General features: G+C 34.0%; 23 protein-coding genes. All 23 read right to left on the minus strand.

Going from position 1 to position 20,106, the window contains the following annotated elements:
- The coding region (gene mobL, locus IGK21_RS12975; protein ID WP_438719505.1) for a relaxase MobL at positions 1-364 on the minus strand (364 nt) is incomplete at its 3' end.
- Positions 364-738: a hypothetical protein gene (locus IGK21_RS12980; protein WP_002334431.1), complete on the minus strand. Its 375-nt coding sequence runs from the start codon at positions 736-738 to the stop codon at positions 364-366. The genes mobL and IGK21_RS12980, both read right to left, overlap by 1 nt.
- On the minus strand, positions 722-1,009 hold the full coding sequence (locus IGK21_RS12985; protein ID WP_161645545.1) for a hypothetical protein: 288 nt from the start codon (positions 1,007-1,009) through the stop codon (positions 722-724). Before IGK21_RS12985 ends, IGK21_RS12980 begins: the two co-directional genes overlap by 17 nt.
- A 383-nt stretch (positions 1,010-1,392) precedes the next feature.
- Complete coding sequence (locus IGK21_RS12990; protein WP_161645544.1) at positions 1,393-2,325, minus strand: hypothetical protein; 933 nt, start codon at positions 2,323-2,325, stop codon at positions 1,393-1,395.
- Positions 2,326-2,341: 16 nt separating this feature from the next.
- Positions 2,342-4,831, minus strand: coding sequence for a VirB4 family type IV secretion system protein (locus IGK21_RS12995; RefSeq protein WP_161652471.1), 2,490 nt, complete (start codon positions 4,829-4,831; stop codon positions 2,342-2,344).
- Positions 4,828-5,163, minus strand: a complete 336-nt coding sequence (locus tag IGK21_RS13000) for a DUF5592 family protein (protein WP_094939986.1) — start codon at positions 5,161-5,163, stop codon at positions 4,828-4,830. Before IGK21_RS13000 ends, IGK21_RS12995 begins: the two co-directional genes overlap by 4 nt.
- Before the next feature lie 85 nt (positions 5,164-5,248).
- The gene (locus tag IGK21_RS13005; protein WP_181918650.1) at positions 5,249-7,306 is read right to left on the minus strand and encodes a pLS20_p028 family conjugation system transmembrane protein; all 2,058 of its coding nucleotides are present in this window, start codon (positions 7,304-7,306) and stop codon (positions 5,249-5,251) included.
- On the minus strand, positions 7,307-9,865 hold the full coding sequence (locus IGK21_RS13010) for a type IV secretory system conjugative DNA transfer family protein (RefSeq protein ID WP_181918651.1): 2,559 nt from the start codon (positions 9,863-9,865) through the stop codon (positions 7,307-7,309). It abuts the gene before it with no gap.
- Positions 9,862-10,251, minus strand: coding sequence for a hypothetical protein (locus IGK21_RS13015; RefSeq protein ID WP_128436205.1), 390 nt, complete (start codon positions 10,249-10,251; stop codon positions 9,862-9,864). The genes IGK21_RS13010 and IGK21_RS13015 overlap by 4 nt, the downstream gene beginning before the upstream one ends.
- Positions 10,252-10,620, minus strand: a complete 369-nt coding sequence (locus IGK21_RS13020; RefSeq protein ID WP_181918652.1) for a hypothetical protein — start codon at positions 10,618-10,620, stop codon at positions 10,252-10,254. It lies immediately after the preceding gene.
- Positions 10,621-10,689: 69 nt separating this feature from the next.
- On the minus strand, positions 10,690-11,088 hold the full coding sequence (locus IGK21_RS13025) for a hypothetical protein (RefSeq protein WP_161652475.1): 399 nt from the start codon (positions 11,086-11,088) through the stop codon (positions 10,690-10,692).
- Positions 11,088-12,743 carry a hypothetical protein gene (locus IGK21_RS13030; protein WP_161652476.1) on the minus strand — a complete coding sequence of 552 codons (1,656 nt, stop codon included), beginning with the start codon at positions 12,741-12,743 and terminating at the stop codon, positions 11,088-11,090. The genes IGK21_RS13025 and IGK21_RS13030 overlap by 1 nt, the downstream gene beginning before the upstream one ends.
- Positions 12,718-13,827, minus strand: coding sequence for a hypothetical protein (locus IGK21_RS13035; protein WP_081115502.1), 1,110 nt, complete (start codon positions 13,825-13,827; stop codon positions 12,718-12,720). The genes IGK21_RS13030 and IGK21_RS13035 overlap by 26 nt, the downstream gene beginning before the upstream one ends.
- A gap of 23 nt (positions 13,828-13,850) precedes the next feature.
- Positions 13,851-14,210 (minus strand): hypothetical protein, encoded by a 360-nt coding sequence (locus tag IGK21_RS13040; protein WP_081115503.1) that lies wholly within the window; start codon positions 14,208-14,210, stop codon positions 13,851-13,853.
- Positions 14,200-14,397 carry a hypothetical protein gene (locus tag IGK21_RS13045; RefSeq protein WP_081115504.1) on the minus strand — a complete coding sequence of 66 codons (198 nt, stop codon included), beginning with the start codon at positions 14,395-14,397 and terminating at the stop codon, positions 14,200-14,202. Before IGK21_RS13045 ends, IGK21_RS13040 begins: the two co-directional genes overlap by 11 nt.
- A gap of 75 nt (positions 14,398-14,472) precedes the next feature.
- A complete protein-coding gene (locus IGK21_RS13050; RefSeq protein WP_181918653.1) occupies positions 14,473-15,282 on the minus strand; it encodes a hypothetical protein in 810 nt (269 codons plus the stop codon).
- A 16-nt stretch (positions 15,283-15,298) separates the two neighbouring features.
- A complete protein-coding gene (locus tag IGK21_RS13055) occupies positions 15,299-15,763 on the minus strand; it encodes a hypothetical protein (protein ID WP_081115506.1) in 465 nt (154 codons plus the stop codon).
- A 41-nt stretch (positions 15,764-15,804) separates the two neighbouring features.
- Positions 15,805-16,182 (minus strand): hypothetical protein, encoded by a 378-nt coding sequence (locus IGK21_RS13060; protein ID WP_081115507.1) that lies wholly within the window; start codon positions 16,180-16,182, stop codon positions 15,805-15,807.
- Between the two features lie 37 nt (positions 16,183-16,219).
- Complete coding sequence (locus tag IGK21_RS13065) at positions 16,220-16,324, minus strand: DUF3789 domain-containing protein (RefSeq protein ID WP_128436221.1); 105 nt, start codon at positions 16,322-16,324, stop codon at positions 16,220-16,222.
- A gap of 208 nt (positions 16,325-16,532) precedes the next feature.
- Positions 16,533-17,579: an FUSC family protein gene (locus IGK21_RS13070; RefSeq protein ID WP_081115508.1), complete on the minus strand. Its 1,047-nt coding sequence runs from the start codon at positions 17,577-17,579 to the stop codon at positions 16,533-16,535.
- A 248-nt stretch (positions 17,580-17,827) separates the two neighbouring features.
- Positions 17,828-19,345, minus strand: a complete 1,518-nt coding sequence (locus IGK21_RS13075) for a peptidoglycan DD-metalloendopeptidase family protein (protein ID WP_081115509.1) — start codon at positions 19,343-19,345, stop codon at positions 17,828-17,830.
- Positions 19,346-19,627: a hypothetical protein gene (locus IGK21_RS13080; RefSeq protein WP_081115510.1), complete on the minus strand. Its 282-nt coding sequence runs from the start codon at positions 19,625-19,627 to the stop codon at positions 19,346-19,348.
- 218 nt (positions 19,628-19,845) lie between these two features.
- Positions 19,846-20,097, minus strand: coding sequence for a hypothetical protein (locus IGK21_RS13085; RefSeq protein WP_438719513.1), 252 nt, complete (start codon positions 20,095-20,097; stop codon positions 19,846-19,848).
- Between the last annotated feature and the right edge of the window lie 9 nt (positions 20,098-20,106).

Here is a 20,106-nt window from a genome sequence, read left to right on the forward strand (position 1 = left end):
CCAGCCATTGATTATCAAATGAAAAAACATCTTGCCACATGACACTTCCATTTTTAGCGGCGGCGGTAAATTGTTCTTTCATTCTTTTTAAATCTTCTTCATTTAATTGGTGTTTATCTGTGGAAAATAAGCGAGACGTTTTGACAGGATTCGCCATATAATGAATGTACCCTTCTAATGTTTCGTCTTCGTCTCCTTCATACGCCGAACTCGTCCCTTCTCTATTCGTAAAAGCAGAGTAGGCCTCATAAGCTTCATTACGAACAGCTTCTTCTCGATCCATATAATCGATGTAAGACTGAAATGCAGACGAACCTGGTCGAGCAAATTTTCCAGTCATAATAATCCCAGGAGACGACCCCATCAGTCATTCACTCGCTGTTCAAAGTGATGAAAAATCTCTTGATTCCGTTTCATCTCTAAATGATTTTCTGCTTCTCTTAAAATATGATTGGGCTCTTGATCAGACGATTTCATTTTGGGAAAATCTTCGTAATGAAGTCGTGTGTTTTCAATTTCGTAAACCACATTCATTTTGTTTTCTAAATTTCGCAACAAACTTTTTCGCAAGCGACGTTCTTCATCTAATTCTTCTTGTAGTTGTTCGATCATTTTTTCTTGTGCTAAGTAACGATCCGCTAAAATATTTACCACACCAGTTTTCGTTCCACCAAATTTCCCTAACAGCTCATTTAATAAATCTTCTGTACGATGGTTAGGATTAATTGAAAATGTCATTGATGTTTTCCTCCCTTATTGGTTCTTGGACTAAAGGGATTAGTCCTTGTTGAACATTTAACAAATACGCTTGTGTGTTTAAATCTAAGTGGGCGATTACATCATCCATTATCGCCTTCATTCGTAATTCTGTTTCGAGTACTGCTTCAAATTTTCCTGCATCACGAATAAATTCCTTTAACATTTCTGAGCGACTACGATTTGATTTTTTACAAAATGCTTCAAAACGATCCCACTCTTCTTTATTCACATTTTTAATTTTTATATCCATTAATCATCTTCTCCTTTTAAACCTCATAGTCGACAAAAATTGACGAAATTTTTCTCCTTTGTTCGATAAAAAATAATAGATTCCATAAAAAATACAACCCATAAAAATAAAAAGGATCAATAAACACAATACGAATCGAATCAATGATCTCCCTCTCTTTCGTTCTAAAATGTAATTTGTCATTACTAATGCAAGAGCATAAGACAAAAAGGGGGGCCTAAACGTCCCCCAACCCGACAGTGTCGGGCTTTTTGAGGTACCCCCTAAAATAGCCGTTTTCACAATTTTTGTGAGGGTTACACAAATTCTGTTAACCAAAAAACAATTTTTGTGAGCCGTTTAACAGTTTTTGTGAGGGGTACTTTGAAATAAATTGGAAAAAATCACTTCTCTTTTTTGTGATAATCTTGAATCTGTTCATGAAGCTTTTGGATCTTCTCCTGCAATTCCTCATTGTTAGATTTTGCTTCAGTAATTTTTGTCTCATACTCACTAATTTGCGATTGTTTCGTTTGAATTTCTTGATTGGTTTCTTCAACTTCTGTCTTCGTCTCGTATTTCTTTTCGCTTTCTAACTCATTGATTTCCCTCTCAATTCCTTCAATAAATTTTTGACTTTGACGAATCAAATCTTTATTTGTTTGGATCAATTTTTCTGATTCTTTGATTTGTAACTTTAAACATTTTGCCAAATACTTGTCCTCATTTTGTGGTTTTGCCTGTGGATCTTCTGGTACTTTTTTTCGATTCATAAACAAAGCACCTTGTACAGTTTCTTCATCTGGATCGACTTCTTTTCGACCATAGTTTTCAAATAAATCTTGAATACTTTTTGGATCGAAATCAGGATTTGTTGGAGAAACAATACCAATATCAATGACGATTGATTTCCAATTTTCTGGAATCTGAGAGAGCTGAATCAAATAATAGTTCTCTGTTAAACGGATCAAATGATGCGGAATTTCTTGTTCTGTTTTTGATTCAGAAGCAATCATTTCTAACTTTCCACCTTCTGGCATTGTTCCATCTGCTTTCAATAATATCTCGGCATAATGTGTCTTTTCGTTATAGCCTCGTTCTAATTGTGTAAGGGTTAGATCATTCAAAGAAAGGCTATGATTCACACCGATAGGCGTGTCCGCTAAATCTTTTTCTGTCCCTAAAAGAATGGAAGGTACTGAAAAAAATAAGACCATTCCTATCGTAAAAAAAAGAGCCATACGATAAAATTGATCCGCATGCTCGACAAAAAATTGTTTCGTTTTTTTCCATTTTTGTTGAATAAAAGTAACGATAAGGTTCCACCTTCCTCTCAAAAAATAAGCGTCTAAACTAATGCCCACCGGCAAAAATTTCGATTTCTTCTTTTGATAAATCTATATTCAATTGGAAATTTCCTTTTCCTTTGATAGCTAAAATGGCTTGTCCTTGATTGAGATTAGGAATACTTTCTAGTTCGCTTTCACGTAGTGTTTCTTTGAATGAATCTTTTAATTCGTCAATCGAACTTGGGTCTTGTTTCATGATAAAAGTATAGGTCGACAGCTTCAAAAGTTTACGTACTTTCTCCTTAAAGTTGTCGGACGCCCCTTTAGAAAATAAATCTGAAATATCATGCGTAGCTAAGCCTAAACCTCCAAAGGCTTTACGTGCTTCTCGTTCATACCGATCAAGTAAATCAATGGCGTCCATGTTTTCTTGTCGGGTAATATTATGGAATTCATCGATCACTAACAGAGTTCGTATCGCTTCTTCTGGACGTTTCAAATGATTATCTACAAAATATTTTTCTCTCATTCCTCGTGTCATCGCAAGATTCCATACTAAGAAAAGAAGATTATAAAATTGTGCATTGAATACAGCTTTTCCTTTATTTAACAAACTACTCAAATCAAATGAGACGGAGTAATAATCTTCAAAATTTAAAGTCGTATGTTGATTAAAAATTTTTCCATCTGATCGCAACATGGCTTGACTAACTGAATAGATTTTATCTAACCTTTTGGCTTCAAACTCTGAGAGGCAGGAGCGAAATTTCCTTTCCTCTTCAAACAATTCATTGTGAATAAACTGAGAAAAATCTTCCAATAAAGGATATTGAATCGCTTCATATTGCGTGGCATTTTCCAATACCATTTGGTGATCAGAAAACCATTTTTCATAAAACAAATCAATATACATATCCAATGACGTATTTAGCTCCGGATCATTTTCTCCATGAATATTTGCGAAGATAATTTTCAATTTATTCTTACTAACGTTGTAACTTTCTTGTTCATCTACTTCGCCAGTCAACTCATTAATCACTGTCGCAAATATTTGGAAAGGATTGACTGTTCCATCACGACCAGAAGCGTCTAACGACAAACCACCATAAGCTTTCATGAAACGATTATTCTCGGCATTTGCCATAAAATAATACGTATAGTTGCCTAATAAATGATTGTGACTACCGATCTTTTTCAACGTTGAACTTTTACCAGAACCAGGAATACCGATCAACACAAAATTATAAGAAAGGCGCATATAATCCTTATGCCACATATCTAAAATAACCAATCCTCCTGTATTGGTTCGACCAAAGTAAAGGCCTCTTGGATCAATTAATTGGCTGTAATTCAATGGATAACTTGCCCCTAGATCATTCGTCGTCAACTCTTTCCCTTGACGATTTTTCGCTTGCTTTTGTTCTTTATGGGAGCGATAAAGTGCCAATAACTCTGTATCTTCTTCTCCCAAAAAGAAAGAAGCTTTATAACCTCTAATAGAAAGTCGTTGATTGATTTTATCTGCTTGTTGCTGGACGTCTTCTTTCGTTTTTCCTGAAATATAGTAACGTGTCGTCACTTCTTTTACGCTCTCATTCCCTGTGATCATGTCCTCCATCAATTCTTTTAATAATTGATACTCAATCCCCGCTTCTTGTCGAATGTCCTCTGAGAATCCCTTTCTCGCATTATCACGACTCTCTCCAATGGATTTATTCAACTCTTTTTTGATTTTGGATAAACCTAAATGAGAAATATCAACTGTGGTAATCACACCAGGTTGACGAAAAATTTGTTCTCCCCAATAAAAAAATTCTTTCTTTGCGTATTTATATAAATGAGAGACACCGATATAATTCCGTCCTGTTTGACTAAACCAATTTCCCTTAAAAGTAATTCCTGTTTGTGGCATGATCTCACTCATAAACTTCCAATCTTCTTTTGCTTTATTACAATAATCTGGGGCAGATAAAGAATCATCAAATTGCGGAGGGCGATCGCCTAAATTGTATAACTGATAAAGTAAACTTTTCTTTTGCGCCACTGAAATTGGATGAATATGAATATATTTGTTCACGCTGTGTAACACTTCAGAACGAGCATTCTCCAACGCTTCTCTTGTTTCTCCAAAAATTTGGATATACACGATATCTTCTAACAATGATTGTGACCGTTCGAGTTCCCATACTTTGTGTTCTCGCTGTTCTTTCAGATACGCACTCCCCTCTTTTGGAAATCGATCATACAAATAATCAATTTGTTGGGTTGTATCTGCCGCATACCCCATAAAAATTAATTTAATGTCTGACGTAGTACTTCGGAAAAAATCCACATAGCTTTGAATCCCTTGGCGCTGAATTTCTGTTGGTTCTTTACGAATCGAATAGTTTTCTAATAATAAATAATCTGTAAATCCATTTCTTGTGACAATACAATCTTCTTCAATCATAGAAACATGATTCATCAGTTTTAAGACACTGTTTGAGATTTTGTAATTTGGTTTGTGTTTCTTTTTCTTCTTTGTTTCTTTTTTTAAGGAATCATCGATAATCATTTTTCTGCCTCCATTAGTTGTTTATTCTCTTCAAACGCTTCTTGTTGCGAAAGATAGATCGTATCTGGGTGATAAATAGTCAGATCCTTTCTTAAAAGATCCACAAGTGTGGTAATATTCTTTTGACTTGGTTTCATTGGAGACGGCAACATCCAAAAAATAGTTACCAATACAAGAAATAGACGAAACCACAAGCGTAAAGGAGGATAAACTAAAGCTGCAATATAATTCCAACCATAAAGCAATACACCAAAAAATACGGCGGCATCCATTAAAGTGTAAACACCACCGACACGCATTGTATCCGTGATTCGGTTAGGGCGAGTAAACATATTTGTTCCTTCCTTTCATTTATCAGTAAAAGTTGAAGAACCCTATTGAGAAATAGAGTTCTTCATCAAACACCAATATAATTACTTATTTTTCTTTCTTTTCTTCTTTTTTAGATTCTTTAAGTTCGCCTTTTATTCTTCGTTTTTGTTGGCGATATTGCCCATAATCTTTTCCGAGATCATAAGCATCTCGATGTTTACTCATAAAGGACGAAGAATGATAACGTCTAGGATCTTCTTTTCCATAGCCAAATACTTTATTTTTAGTTGCTTGTTTTAATGGATTATTTTTCTTATGTTGAGACAATTCTTGATTTAATCGGTCAGACTTCGCAGAAAATGTTCGGTTTGGCTTTTCTTCAGTTTTAGAAGATTTTGGGTCGTCAGATGATTGATTGAATCCAGTTTCTTTTTCACTAGTAACTGATGAATGAGCTTCTTCCTTTCCAGATGAATCAGAATCGAAATCATCTGAATGAGTCATTTCTTCCGGTTCTTCAGACTCTTGACGTGCCATTTCATTGAATCCTAGTGGAGAATCAGAATTAATATCTGCTTCAGTTGGTTCTAGCGATTCCAAACTATCAAAATCTGAAGATTCAGGGGAAGATTCAGAAGTTTCTTGTGTTTCTTGTGTGTTTTCTCCCACACCTTCTGATTCTGTAGACGATTCTTCATTTTCAGAGGATTCTTGATTTTGTAAATCATTCGAATCTTTTGATTGGTCTTTCTCTCGTGCTTGCTCATTAAAGCCTTTATTAGATTTAGAATCATCTTCTTCCTTATTCTCTGAATCAGAATCACCACCATTCATCATGTCATTAATCCCCTTCAATCCTTTTCCATTGCCATTATTTCCTGCACCAGCAGTAGCTAATGACATTCCTAAACCAAAAGCACCAACATCAGCTAATGCACCACCTGCGGACTTCGCTGCACTCACACCAAAGTCTTTGATCCCTCGTACAAGTTTTGATCCACTGAATGCTGCCATCATTACACCGGCAGTTCCTTTCAAACCTGCATCAATTCCTGTCACACGTTGAAACCCATTTGGCCCATCGATCAATGCCCATGCAGCACCTGCCATCGCAATAATGTAAGTGAAGAAATCAAAATTCATCGACTTAATATAAACTGTCGCAACAATATAGATTTGAAAAAGAATTGGCACGTAGACTAACAAAGCAAAACTACCAACTAACTCAGAAAAAACAGCTTTCACTCGTTGCATACCCATGAAATCTGCTAAACCACCTTTGACTAACAAAACATAATCGCCATACATTTTGACAATGATTATTGCAAATTTGAAGGAAGTAATCGCTAATGCAACAATTGAAACAAGCTCAGTCAAATAAATATTAAAGAAATGGACTTTGTTTCGATAATAATTTGGTGAAAAGAATTTAGACATTAACCAAGCCGCAAAACCACTGGGTTGCTCAATATCTACTAATGAATCCTTTCCCTTAGAATCTGTCTCGATTTCTTTCTTAAAAACCTCTCCATTTTTAACATCTTCAGGTTTTTCAATTTTTTCTTGCATATCAATTTGTTTAGCACGCTTGTAATGATTCAAATTTTCTCCATCTTTTAACTTCCAACCTTCCTCTGCAACAGCTACTAAATCTGTTGTATTTTCTAAAATAATCGACTCACCTGGACTCTGGTCTACCTTATTAATGGCTTTAAATACGCCCTGTGTCATGCTTGAAGCCGTTGACCACAATGCTGGAGCCATCAATGTTAAACACAAAATCAGTAATAAATTTAAAGGTGCTTGTGTCGCTCCGTTTACTTTGTTAAACATTAATAAAATAAAAAAGCCCACTACTGCCATTAACAAAAGAAATCCTTTTAATGGATCAATTTTGTGCATTAGCTCAGTGAAAGCTGGATTATCAAAAATATTTAACAAATTTAAAAGGTTACCCATCACGCCATATAATCCATCTAAGACCCAGGCTCCACCTTCCGCAATCTTCATGCCTATTGGTCGTAAAGCATCCCAAATTGGATTTCCTTGTGTCAGATAACCAGAGTAATCATTTAACAACTTTAACAGTTGTTCATTAGACATCACTGTTGCACCATTTCCAGAGAGAAAATTAGTCACAACATTGGCTAGAATAAACGGCATTTATTTTTCCTCCCCTCCTATTTGAGTAAAACCATTATTTTCGACGCTTTGAATCATACGTTCATAAAGAGGTTCTCTACCAACATTGGCTAACCATTTTTTTATATCTTTAATCGTTCCTTCTTGAAGCAATTGTTCATACTCCTCCTCCATTCGTTGTGGATTTTCTTGTGACTCACAAAAAACTCGTACATCTTTTTTCAATTTCTGTTTAAAGAAATAACTTAATGGACTTGCTAAATCTAATTCTTGTATTCGTTGTTGTTGAACGTCTTCCGTAAAATACACGTCAAAAATTGTATCTAGTTCTTTCAAACGTGAATTTTCAACTTTTGGTTCGACATGTTTTCCTTGCGAAACACGTACAGAACCCTCTTCGACTGACTGATTTTCTGCTTCAATTGCTGAAGCTTTCTCTGCTTCAAAATCTCTCCCTTCAAGAATCGCTTGTCTTCTTTCTTCTTTTTCCTGAATCATTAAAGGATCAACCAAATAAAGTAAACTACTTAATTGAATTTGTGTATGAGGCGCATTGCGATACTCTTCCTCAATTTCATCCCAGGTACTTTCTTCATACGGAAGATATTTCCATGCTTCTAGCATTTTTGTTTCCCCACGATTGTAAATAGGATACATATTTTCAATGACATTCCCTGCTAAATCGTGAGTTTTCATGCTTCGAATCACAACAGTTTGTCCAAAAGGTAAACGAGATAATTCATCTTTAGTTAACATAGGGATACGTTCCATAGAATCAGTGAGTGTTTTCTCACTATCTGCAATCTTTCCTTGACGTGAAAGGGAAAGGTTCGCTCGATTCCCTAAGTCTTCAACAATCATTTCTCTTGTTTTCTTTGATTTGGTTTTAACTACAATGGTATTTCCGCAGTTGGCAATAATCGTATTCGCATCATCACCATACTTATCTAATTGTTCATAGTTTTGTAGAACAATCACATGACTAAGTCCTACTTTTAACCCATCGGTCATTTTCGTTGCTAATTCAGGGATTTTCACCATATTGCCTGCTTCTTCATAAAGAAATACCACTTGTCGTGGCAATTTACGATTCGGCTGTTTTAACCCTGCTTTTGTTAATTCTTTAAAGCTTTGATCGAAATAATTAGCCGCAATCTCGTGATTCGATTTGTCTTGGTCAGAAACAACTACAAAGACAGCCATTGGTTGTTCGCCAAACCCTAAATCCATGTAATTGATTGAATTTTGAGCCATTAACTTGGCATTTCCTGTTCTACGAAATGCTTTTAAATTCGTTAACATATGTGTTACCACATTCCCAATGGTTGATTTTGCAGGTGCAGAAGCTAAAATATCTAAATAAGCCAAATGAGCAGGGTGATCTAAAGGTAATTCTTGGAAATAGAAGTCTAATACTGACTTTCCTTTGTATTTACTGAATAATTGTTTTCTTTTTCTTAAATCATCTGTATAGTTTTGAATGACAGAATGAGATTCAGTAGTAATTTGATCACTGTTCATTTCCGCAATCATATTCACAATTGTATACATATTGGAAAGTTCTTCTCGTTGAATCAATAAAGATTCTTCAATTAATGCCAATGATCCAGCAGTAAATAAAGCAGTCGCCGCATTTTGCCAAAAAGGTTCTTTCGCATTTGGATCATGAAAATAGGTATAACATAAAGTAGCTAATTCTGCTTGAGCTTGATCGAGTCCTCGATCTCTCGCAATTGTTGTGTCTCCAAATAAATATTGTTTATAGTAATGAACAACCAGAGCTAAAGGATTCGTGGTATCTGAAACAGCTGTATCATTTAAATTCAACAATCTAACTTTGTAATTTCTTTTTTCCAATAATTTTTTCCACTTCAAATAAAGTTCTCCAGAAGGATCATGAATATTCATCGAACGTTTTTCCTTCATATTCGTTGTTCGACTGTATCCATCGATCGCTTTTTCAACTCCAAAAACCCCTTTACCGACACGAGTTTCCCCAACGATAGCCACATTCGTTGGCTCACTAGAAATATATTCTCGAACTCGATGACACTCTCGATCTTCATTTGTTCGAGGAGACGTTCCCACGACCATTCCTGATGGGCCATCATAGGCTTCCATATCATCTGTAGGCATGACTGGATACTGATAATCTAATTCACTCTTTCCATCTGCCCAACGAGACGTCGCCGCAGTCATAACATCTTCTAATGGCATAAAGCTTTTACGGACTCTGTATAATTTGTACCCAAATAAAAATGTACAAAATGAGGAAATCAAAAAGAAAAATAACCACCCTGTACTGTTTTTTGGTAACTGAAAGAAAAACTTTAACTGAAACGCATTTTTCCAGTCGCATTCTCCAAAAAGTCCATTTGGAAAGACTTCAGTAAGAATACTTGGTAAAGATACAATGTAGTTGGAAAATAAAAATAGAAAAATGAACAAACTAACAAATAAAGGATACAATACACGTTTCTGTCCAAGATAACGTTCAATATGCTTGTAGGGTGTGCGTGTAGGATCACGCCAAAATCGAGTACCAACTAAATCTCTTCTCCAAAATTTTGAATGTTTCATGTACGTTCTCTTTCATTTTGATAAAATAAATCAAAAGCATACGGTTGAAATGAAACTGTTTCATCCATTTCATTATTATCTATATATTGTTCCATCTGTTCATATTCTGTTGCTAAATACTCTTGTCCCAACTCTTCATGACCTATCAAATCAACCAACTGGTTAATTTCCATTTCTTTACATTTTTCTTGGCGAATCTGTTGGTATTCCTTCAGACTCTCAATGCGAAATTGAATCGCTTCTTCTAAAGTATGCGTCTCATCGTAATTTTTAATCATATAAAGCTCTTTTTTTGTTAGTTCCGTTTCTTCACAATAACGACGATAAATTTCACGTAAATCTATTTTATGAAGTTCTTCCTTTATTTTCTGTTTACTTAAAACCATTTATCCTTTTCCTTTCTTCTGATAACTTAAAAATATCTTTTTCACTTTTTTTAATAATTCATACGAAGTTGGTGCTTCAACGATAACTAGCAACAAACTCATTAGGAGAAGACCTAAATAACGTAAAATGTTTTGTTCTTCAATCATTCCGTTGATACTTAGATAGAAAACTAAAAAACTAAGTGTTAGATTCAATATACATCGATAAAAGGAAGCCAATTTATATGAACCTCTCGAAACAGTCATAGTAAAAGGCGTACGCTCGATATGATAATAAGAAGAAATCCTTTCAACAGGTATATTTCCATGAGGTGTCATAATCAAATCTTCTGTTACTTTTTCAAAACCTATATAAGTCAGATAGTTCAATGAGCTCTGCTTTTTAGGTAAATCATAATTTGTAATAATGGATTGATCATATACTTGATTTAAACAAATTTATAAAAATGTAAAAACAAATAAAATCAAGAAGGAACGAAAGGCAGAAATAGAACAACCTCCTGCAATAAAACCATCAAAATAACCGAATGTGCCTGTCAGTAAATAGAACCCCCACCATTTTAAAAATTGGCGTCGAATAAAAGAAAATAAATGATATTTCCCTCTTAGATAATAAAAAAATACTTTTACTATCAAAAAGATACCGTAATAGATTCCAACAAGCAGAAACAAACTGCCTAAGTCACCAGATCCTAATCCTCTAAAATAAATTTTATAAGATTTCAAACAATCATAACCAGAAAAAATCACTGGTAAAGAAAACCAAATACATGCAAGAATCAAAAATTCTTGCATGTATCGACGAATAACTAACGAATAATAATCGGTTTTACTCATTATACGATTTCTCCATTTCCTATTTGAGTGCCGCTATCCGAAGAAGATCCTTCTGAAAAAATGGAAGTTTGATCACTTGTATCTGTATTCATGGAGGATTCCGATTGATTTTGTTCATTTAACGATGGATTGATCATTTCTGGCGTTTCTGGAGCTGTTTCAGGCGTAGAAGGAGCTTCCACTTCTTCTACAGTAGGCAATGATTGAAAATCACTTAGAACGGAATCTACAGCGCTATTTTGTTTGTTAGCCTCATTGGCTACCGTTTCGACAGCCTGATTGGCTTGTTCCAAAGCAGGTTGATAATCCGTTTGTTGACTCTCTTCTATTTGGCTACCTACCACTTGATTAGTTGTATCTAATGCTTCTGAAGCTTGTGTCGCTTGGTTGATTTCATTCTGTACTGCATTGCTTACTTGTTCATTCGACTGCGCATTAGATACTGTTGTTTGGATCTCATTTTTAGTTGTAGAAACTTGTGTTTGTAACTCTTGATATTGTTGATTCATATCTGGTAACCGATTGGCTGTTTCTTGTGCTTGTTGAACTGATTCACTCATTTGTGTGGTCGTTTGATTGGCTTTGTTCTGTGCTTCTTTGATTTCAGTTACTTTTTGAGTCAATTGTTCATACGTTTCACGATATAAATCATAGTTGATTGGCAATACTTGTCCATCGACTTCAATCAATTTCTTGATTTCTTGTGATAGACGATTGTATTCATTGACTAGATCAGAAACTTTTTGCCATTCATTCGTTGCTTGTTCTGCAGTTTGTGCAGTTTTTTCTTCAATCATTGTTAAGTTTTCTAACTCTTTCTTTACTTGATTCAATGATTGATTCAATTGTTCTGCTTTATTTTTAACAGTGGTTAAAGCAAGCTTATTCGTAGTAATGAGTTGATCTAATGTATGATCTGGTTCATCTGGTGTAACTGGCGGCACTGGTTCTGGATCAGGTGTTGGCTCGGGAGTAGGGTCTACTGGTATATCAGGAATATCTGGTATAACGGGTACATTGGGATCATCTGGTAAAACAGGTATATCTGGAACAACTGGTTTTTCTTCGTCTATTCCTGGATTTTCAGGTTTCTCAGGTAAAACGACTTCTGGTTTTTTATCTGGCAAAATAGGTTTTGACAAATCCGTCAATTCTTCTTTGGACGATTGTTGTTTATCTGTCAGTAAGAATAAAGGTTCTTTCTTATTTTCACTATTTGGTTTAGTTTCTCGTTTTTGTTCCTTGATTTCTTGTACATCTAATGCTTTAGCTAATTCCCCAATGAGATTTGTTCGATCTTTCTTGTCATTATCTGACACTTTAAAACCAAAAATACTTGAATCATCTTCGTTATTTTCTCCTGTTAACACACCTAAAAGCTTATCCATACTACTTTTTCTCTTTGATGTTGATTTTTCTTTACCTTTTGTTTCTTTTTCGATTGCTTTTTCCCATGTTTTTTCACTTTCTTTATCGCTATCCATAGAATGCACTTGCTCTTTTTTGGCTACTTCTTGTTGTGGTGAAGTACTATAACTATAAGTAATAAGACCTCCTACGCCTAGAATAGAGACGGAACATAATCCGATTAACCACCATTTTTTCGGAATTGATTGAAACCCATTCCCTTTATTGTTCGTTGTTTGATTCGTCATTTGAAACTCCTCCTAATTGTTGTAATTTTTCTTCCCAAAGTTTATAGTTTTCTTCTGCTTCCTTACGTTCAGATTCAGAAAGTGTCGTATTCTCTTTGTCTTTTTGATATTTTTCAAGTAGATTCACAATACTTTTAGCCACAGATAGATCTTCAGTTAATTCTTCGTCATGAATTTCTTGATTGATTTGTTCTGCTTTTTTGACTTCTTTCTCATGAATGGCTTGATAAGCTTCTTCTTTTTTTGCAAGCTGAATCTGCTCGTCTAATACCGTACTTTTAATTTCTTGGTTGATTAGTTCTGCTTCTTCGATTTTTCCTTGCTTTAAATAGGCAAAACCAAGCATACCTTGTGTTTCTTCATTCACAGGCAAATCAGTCATTTCTGTGATTTTTTTCCACTGGTGTTCTAAAAAGAGTAAATAAAAGAAAGCAAGAGTTGATTTTCCTTCTTTTGATAGCTTAGATAACTCTTTTTTATTTTTTTCCTGATAAAGTTGCTTTACTAACACTTCTTCTTTTTGTGGGTATTCTTTCAACGCTACAATATATTCTTTCTTATCAACCAATGTTTGATAAGAATCGATTGGATGCGTCTTGATTTTTTGAGTTGAACTCCACAAAATACCAATAAAAAGAAGAAAAAAAATACTTCCTCCTATACCTATTTTTTTCCAATGAATCTTAAAAAAAGATTGCAAAGAATCAAGGTTGAGAGAAAAGTACTTTTTGTTCTTCTTTTCAGAAGACGGTGTGAAAGAAACTGAAGTAGACGAAGGTTGTGTTCCACCAGGAAAAGCTAATTCTTGATCTAACAACTCCAACAATTTCTGTCCTTTACGCTGTTTTAATGTGCCTGCTTGAATCATTTGTTCAATACTATAATGAATGGATTCATGAAATGATAAACCTGAAACACATTGATATTTTCCTTGATACAAGACTTTTTTATCTTGTACCAAGAGATAAGTCACCGAATTTTCTGGACGTAATTCTTCTGAAAGTTGTTCAAATTCCACATACGAATAGCGTTCTTTTCTAATTCGTACGGCATTAGATTCTTCAATCTTAACTTCAATCAACATTCTCACCAACTTTCATTTTCAAACTATTTAATGGACATAATCCAATCCACTAATTGTGCCGCAAATGAAATACCTAGAATAGAAACTCCAGCACGAATAATAATCATCTTTGCTTTTTGACTAACTTCCATAATTGGCATCATGTTAGCTAAAAATCCACCTGCAATAATTGCTGTTCCAATTGCAGCAGTGATATTTCGTACTAATTTTGTGATTGAATCACCAGCATGGTTTACTGAACTTTGTATATCAGCAAATGCTTCCATCGGAAGTACTAGTTGAAAGAGAAAAATAACCGCAAATACACTTAAACTAAATTTTACCCATGAAGAAATTCTATATTTTTTCCTTTGCCCTAAAAGATTCATTTGATTATTTTCCATTGTATTGTCCTTTCTGAATTTGATTGTTATTTGCTTGTTTTTTCAAGCTTTTTAAAATCAGTTCTTGATTTTCGGAAATAATTTTCTGGTGGAACTGATCTAATGCCGTATCATAGTCTTGGCCGTTGGCTTCTAAAACTGCCATTGCGACCTCTTTTGTTTTTCGTTGTTCTACAGATAATGCCATATTCATTTCTCCTTTATTTTTTTATAAAAAAAATAGAAGATACAAAATCTTCTATCTGAAAAACACTTGATTCAATTATTTTTGTAATTCGGGTACTCGTTTTCCTGACAATCGTTGTTCTTTTAGAAAATCACGTACTTTATGGTATTCTATACTCGGAATTTTCTTTATCCACGCATTTTTGTAGCCATACCCATTCCAGATAAAACCTTCTTTTCGTAAAATTTCACGATATTGATAAGCACCAGGAACAGCAATATAATACATTTGAACGAAAATTGGCTCTAAGAAGGAAACGACTTTCAACTCAAAATCTTGGTGAAAACTTTCCAAAATTTGTCGTTCTCTCATGGCTTGTGCTTCGTTTTCAAATTTTCTTACCCACATATGTTGACTAGATAAGTAAGAAAAATCACGTCTTTTTAATAAGGCACGTGCATGATAAGCACCCAAAACAACCACCGTATCTTTTTCTTTTGACTCTGTAAACTCCTTTGCAAAAGAATTGCCATAATACTGACAGAGTTTCTTATAATCAGAAGAGTCCTGACTATCCATTAAAAGATCTTCTTGATTGAGATATCCTTTATTTAACGCTGTACAGACTAAAGGATAGAAACGAGCATAGAACGTTTCTTTATGCGCTGTTTCGCCGAGATCCATAGCTTCTATATGATGAGCCACTTCATGCAAAGCAGTTAAAAAGTTTGCGCCAGGTGCCCGACTCAAATTATATATTTCGATTTTTCGATCATTTTGAATGTATTGTCCATGTTTTGATTTTAGCTCTTTAGGAACGATCCTAATTGTAAAGTCCTGATAGATTTTCTTATCTGGATAGGTCTCTTGAATGACTTGTTTCAATACATGTTCTAATAACAACATGATCACCTCTTTTCATTTAACTCTTCTTACCTATTAATTTTTCACTTTGAAGACAGAAATTCTCACACACTGTCATATATTGTAAAAATTCCTTTGAATCCAATGTCGTCTGAAGGCGAAATAGGATATTTCGTATGAAATACTGATTCAATTTAGAACAAATTATATCCATTTCTTTGATTCGTTCTTCTTTTGTCTGATTTTGAGATTCGCCTGAAGCATCTAACTCTGGAACAAAAAATGCCAACAAATGCGCAATTAGCTCAAAATAATTTGTTTCCTTATCTACCATTAAATCATTATATTTGTTACCGATTATTCGTTGATTTTCCAAATTCCTAATAAAATCTGGCAATTGTTGTACTTCATTAACTATTTCTCGCAATTCTTTTATTAACGGTTTTAATTCATCTGATACATGATTTCCTGTATTTTCGATTGATAAATCAGGAAAAGATAGATTTTCCTCTTGTCTCTCCAAATCAAACATCCTCCTAAAATCCTAAATTAAATAATACCTACTTATTCTTTTGTAGTTTGTTTCATCAGATTTTCCGTAAATGCCTGACGATCAATTCCAAAATTTAAAGCCCCACTTCGAGATTGGATCACTCTCAAAATAGGTACTTCTTGAATGACATTTCTTCGATCATCTAAAATACACAAATTCTTAATATATCGAGCATTTGGTAACTGTTTTTGATAAGTTGGTTGACTCTTAACAGCATTGTCAGGTAAGCAATAACAATATTCAGTTTCAATTATGCCATTCTTTTTCTTTCTCAATTTTCTTGAAACACGAGATTTGATAATGTCTCTACTATAGGCATAAAAATTGTAATCTTTCTCTTCTAATAATAAATCCTTCACAGGATATAAATTTGATTTTTGGTTTTCCAAGATAAAAATTCCTCCTAAAAATTAGATAAATCTGTTTTTATTCTCTTTTAAATTGTTGATCTTCTTGTTTTCCTGGAACTAATAGTGCCATGATTCCTATTCCAAACATAGTACCCACAAACAGACCTGCATAAAATATCATATGAACTCCTTCCTTCTTTCCTTTATAGCAAAATAAAAACAGCCTTATTTCCTAGAATAAGACTGTTTTTGGATCAAGCAAGCGCGATTGAAAAATAAATTATATAAAAAGATAATAATATAAATTTATTTTCTATACTTATTTTTATTAGAATAATTATTATACTTACTATATGATATGAGCAAGCTCTTTTATCAATTAGCCTCTTTCACAATTTTTTTTGATTTAACAACATTTTTACAAACCAAATTCCCAAAATAGCTAAGCTTACACCTAACAAGTTATAAGTAAACCGCATTGCTAATGTTTGAGGAATTCCATACATCTGACTAGCTATCGTCAACGCACCAATACAATTAAAAACCGTTTTATAACGGTAACTTGAACAAAATCCTAAACAAATACCACCCAATAAACTTAGTATCTCAATTGGTAAATACATACTTAATAGAATAAAAGAAAATATACCAATAATTGTGCCTAACAAACGATCGGTTGCACGTGTTTTCAAATCAATTATTGAAAATCCATAGCTCGCAAATAAAGAGGAAAAGGCAAACCCAACCCACATGAATCGTTCAAAAGATATATACTGACTAACAGACAATAATAAGCTAATGAAAAATACATAGGAAAATAACCAAATTTTCAATGAAACACTCTTTTCTTTTAAAGCATTGAACATTGTCTTTTTTTTGTGCTTATTGCGATGATTATGATAAATTATCCACCAAAATATAAGGAAAAAGAGACCAAAGAAAAGAAGACGATCATTCAATAATTTTTTCGTTATTTGTTCTGTTATTGTCGAATAAACAACAAATATATAAGAAAATCCATATAATGACGGATTTCCCATTTTGGGATCACTTAGAGTAGCAATTAGTATTCCTCCTAGTAAAAGGAAGTGCAACAATACTTGCAAAGTAAAATGTGGTAATAAATGGACAAATGGTGCAACAAAAAACGCACCAAAGACAACACTCAAGCCTAAAATTGATTGAGCGTATTTATACCCAAAGTCAACGAATCTTAGACTAAGCATCATACAGAAAAAGACAATAGCATATGACTTATTGGATTCACCAAAAAACTTCGTAGATAAAGCAATCACACAGATAGCAAAACCAACAATTAAAAATGAACGTAAAACTAGGGATAAAAGATATTTTCTACGATCATACTTGGATTTTGTACTTTTTATTTTTTGCTTAAGTATTAAAGGATCTAATTGTAGTAATTGATAAAAAGTCATTCTCTCTACCTCCTTACTAATACTGCTAATTACTTAACTAAATCTAGCAGTTATAAATACTTGAAGTAAGAGTTTTTTGGAAAATAGAGAATACTTATATAATTAATTTTTCACTTACGTAAATCTCTCATATCGACCAAACTAAACTACTATACGTCATACTTCTTTTGCTAATTTTTAATTGTTCAACATAACTTTTTATAATTTTTGTACTCAACTTATTCAGAAAATCAATATTAGAATATTTCTTAGAATAAGATTGTTTCTGGATCAATCAATTGTGATTGGTTTAAGCTGTGATCTAAGCATAATTCAAAATGTAAGTGACTACCTGTACTGTTTCCTGTCGAGCCAACATAACCAATAATTTGTCCTTGCTTTACTTTGTCACCAACTTTGACTTGATATTCTTGTTGATGCGCATATAAAGCCGTTGTACCGTCTTCATGCTCGATAGCTACATAATTCCCCCAAGAAGGGTGAAACTCGGCTTTAACGACTGTTCCTGCTTTGCTAGCATAGATTGGCTCGCCTTGTGCTGCTGCCAAATCTAATCCTCTATGAAATTCTCCCCCACGAGTGCCAAATGGACTAGAAATCGTATAGTTTTTCACTGGTACGATATAGCCTTCTTTACTTAACTGCGGCCCTGCTACTTCTTTATCATATGTGGTTAAATCATAGGTCTCGATTAGACCATTTAATTTTTTATCGTAGCTAGTATCTGTCGCATAACGTCCTGTTAGAAATTTTGTAGCTTCTTGATAAGTTTTTGCATTTGACTTCCAAACTCCATCGTAGAAATGGCTATTTCCTGTTAAGCCTTCTTTTAAGAGTTGAGCATAGTCATTTAAGCTATCCTCGTAGTTCTCGTACTGTCTAAAAGTAGCTTGGGTAGTATAAAGTGTTCCATTACCTAAATCTTCTTGTGTCGCAAAAGAGACACCTTTTCCATTATATGTCCCTTTGATTCCAAATAAATTATAATTTGGTGCTTGCGCCAGCTGGCTTTGACCACTCGCTGATTCCAAAATGGCTTGGGCAATCATGACGGAAGCATACAAATCATTTTCTTGTCCAATCTTACGAGCAGATTCGCCAATTTTACGAATAAACGTTTCGACTGACTCATCTTTTTCAAAATGAATGTTTCCTTCGTTATCCTGTGTGCTAGAAGGTACTAGCTCTTGGATTGGTGCAGTTGGTGCTTGATGATAAGCTTTTGACTCTTCTTGCACAGTTGGTTGAGCTTGTGCCTTTGTTTCTACTTTGGATTGCGCATTTTGTTCAGTTGTTGAAGGCTGTGTCGCAACCGATTGTGAAGGAGTGATTTCCGCAGGCTTCGCTGGTTGTGTTGTTCCATGATTGCCCGATTCACTCGGTTTTGTAGTTGGCTGTTCCACAGGAATCGTTTCTGAAGGCTCAGTAGTATCTTGCGTATTATTTTCTGGTTGACTAGAGTCAATCGTACCAGAAGTAGTTGTTTCTGGTTTTGACTCTGTTGTTTGTGAGCTATCTGCCGTAGAGTTAGTCGTCTGATCGTTTGATTCACTTGGTTTTTGTTCAGGTTGTTCAATGGAAGAATCTGTTGTGGTTTCTTCCTTAGTTGTATCTGTACTATCAGTTGTAGAACGATCTGTATTCACTGTCGTTGATTGTTCTGTCGCTACAGTTGATTGTTCTTCGTCTGCTAAAACAGATGGAGTATAGCCAACAACTTGACCTAATAATAATAAAGCAGATAATAGTTTACTCGTTCTCTTCATCTACAAATTTTCTTCCTTTCCTTTATTCAATATAGTTTCTGCAGGAATCTTTTGTCGAATTTGAACCCACCAATAATCTGGTAATCTAGGAACATATCCTTCTTTTTCTGCAATGAACAAACAATTCAAAACGACGGATATACTTAAAGAAAATTCATGATAGTTATCCTTCATTTTGAAAAATAGTTCTTCTGAACATTCTTCACACAGCGTATGATCTTCTACTTGCCAAACGCCTTCTTTTAAGTCAGAAGAAACCTGATTATCACAATTGTTATTCACTTATCGTTATCCTCCTTCATTCTAACCAAAATCTCTCAACAATAAAGTGACTTCACATTTTTTTCAAAAAATTTTTATAAAACTCGCTACTTCCTTTATAAAACCAAATAAGCGATTAGAAATTTTCTAACCGCTTATTTGGTATTCAATTTTTTATTAATTATTTGTGCGACTTACAACGAACAAAATAATACAATATTAGCATAGAAAAAATAAAATTACACTTTAACCATTTTTGTAAAATCTGCATAGCCTTTTTCTGTCCGAGAACGTATCATTGACAGCTTCTTCATAGTAATATGATAATATTCTTCACTTAAGAAGAAAGAAAAGAAATAAAATAAGGGATAGTTTCTTTGCTTAATAATCTCGTCTCCAATAATTAGTTGAATATTAGTTAAATCTCTTCCTTCTTGAAAAACAACTTCTTTATTCTTAATTAACCCACAAGTAAGACACATGCCATACATTCTACATAT

The sequence above is a fragment of the Enterococcus sp. DIV1421a genome, assembly GCF_051711025.1.
In the GTDB taxonomy this organism is placed as follows: Bacteria; Bacillota; Bacilli; order Lactobacillales; family Enterococcaceae; genus Enterococcus_B; species Enterococcus_B hirae.

What these genes read in the sequence shown, in the direction of transcription:
- IGK21_RS12980 (WP_002334431.1), bottom strand. Translation starts at nt 738, where the DNA reads ATGACATTTTCAATTAATCCTAACCATCGTACAGAAGATTTATTAAAT.
- IGK21_RS12985 (WP_161645545.1), bottom strand. Translation starts at nt 1,009, where the DNA reads ATGGATATAAAAATTAAAAATGTGAATAAAGAAGAGTGGGATCGTTTT.
- IGK21_RS12995 (WP_161652471.1), bottom strand. Translation starts at nt 4,831, where the DNA reads ATGATTATCGATGATTCCTTAAAAAAAGAAACAAAGAAGAAAAAGAAA.
- IGK21_RS13000 (WP_094939986.1), bottom strand. Translation starts at nt 5,163, where the DNA reads ATGTTTACTCGCCCTAACCGAATCACGGATACAATGCGTGTCGGTGGT.
- IGK21_RS13005 (WP_181918650.1), bottom strand. Translation starts at nt 7,306, where the DNA reads ATGCCGTTTATTCTAGCCAATGTTGTGACTAATTTTCTCTCTGGAAAT.
- IGK21_RS13010 (WP_181918651.1), bottom strand. Translation starts at nt 9,865, where the DNA reads ATGAAACATTCAAAATTTTGGAGAAGAGATTTAGTTGGTACTCGATTT.
- IGK21_RS13015 (WP_128436205.1), bottom strand. Translation starts at nt 10,251, where the DNA reads ATGGTTTTAAGTAAACAGAAAATAAAGGAAGAACTTCATAAAATAGAT.
- IGK21_RS13025 (WP_161652475.1), bottom strand. Translation starts at nt 11,088, where the DNA reads ATGAGTAAAACCGATTATTATTCGTTAGTTATTCGTCGATACATGCAA.
- IGK21_RS13030 (WP_161652476.1), bottom strand. Translation starts at nt 12,743, where the DNA reads ATGACGAATCAAACAACGAACAATAAAGGGAATGGGTTTCAATCAATT.
- IGK21_RS13035 (WP_081115502.1), bottom strand. Translation starts at nt 13,827, where the DNA reads ATGTTGATTGAAGTTAAGATTGAAGAATCTAATGCCGTACGAATTAGA.
- IGK21_RS13040 (WP_081115503.1), bottom strand. Translation starts at nt 14,210, where the DNA reads ATGGAAAATAATCAAATGAATCTTTTAGGGCAAAGGAAAAAATATAGA.
- IGK21_RS13045 (WP_081115504.1), bottom strand. Translation starts at nt 14,397, where the DNA reads ATGGCATTATCTGTAGAACAACGAAAAACAAAAGAGGTCGCAATGGCA.
- IGK21_RS13050 (WP_181918653.1), bottom strand. Translation starts at nt 15,282, where the DNA reads ATGTTGTTATTAGAACATGTATTGAAACAAGTCATTCAAGAGACCTAT.
- IGK21_RS13065 (WP_128436221.1), bottom strand. Translation starts at nt 16,324, where the DNA reads ATGATATTTTATGCAGGTCTGTTTGTGGGTACTATGTTTGGAATAGGA.
- IGK21_RS13070 (WP_081115508.1), bottom strand. Translation starts at nt 17,579, where the DNA reads ATGACTTTTTATCAATTACTACAATTAGATCCTTTAATACTTAAGCAA.
- IGK21_RS13075 (WP_081115509.1), bottom strand. Translation starts at nt 19,345, where the DNA reads ATGAAGAGAACGAGTAAACTATTATCTGCTTTATTATTATTAGGTCAA.
- IGK21_RS13085 (WP_438719513.1), bottom strand. Translation starts at nt 20,097, where the DNA reads ATGTATGGCATGTGTCTTACTTGTGGGTTAATTAAGAATAAAGAAGTT.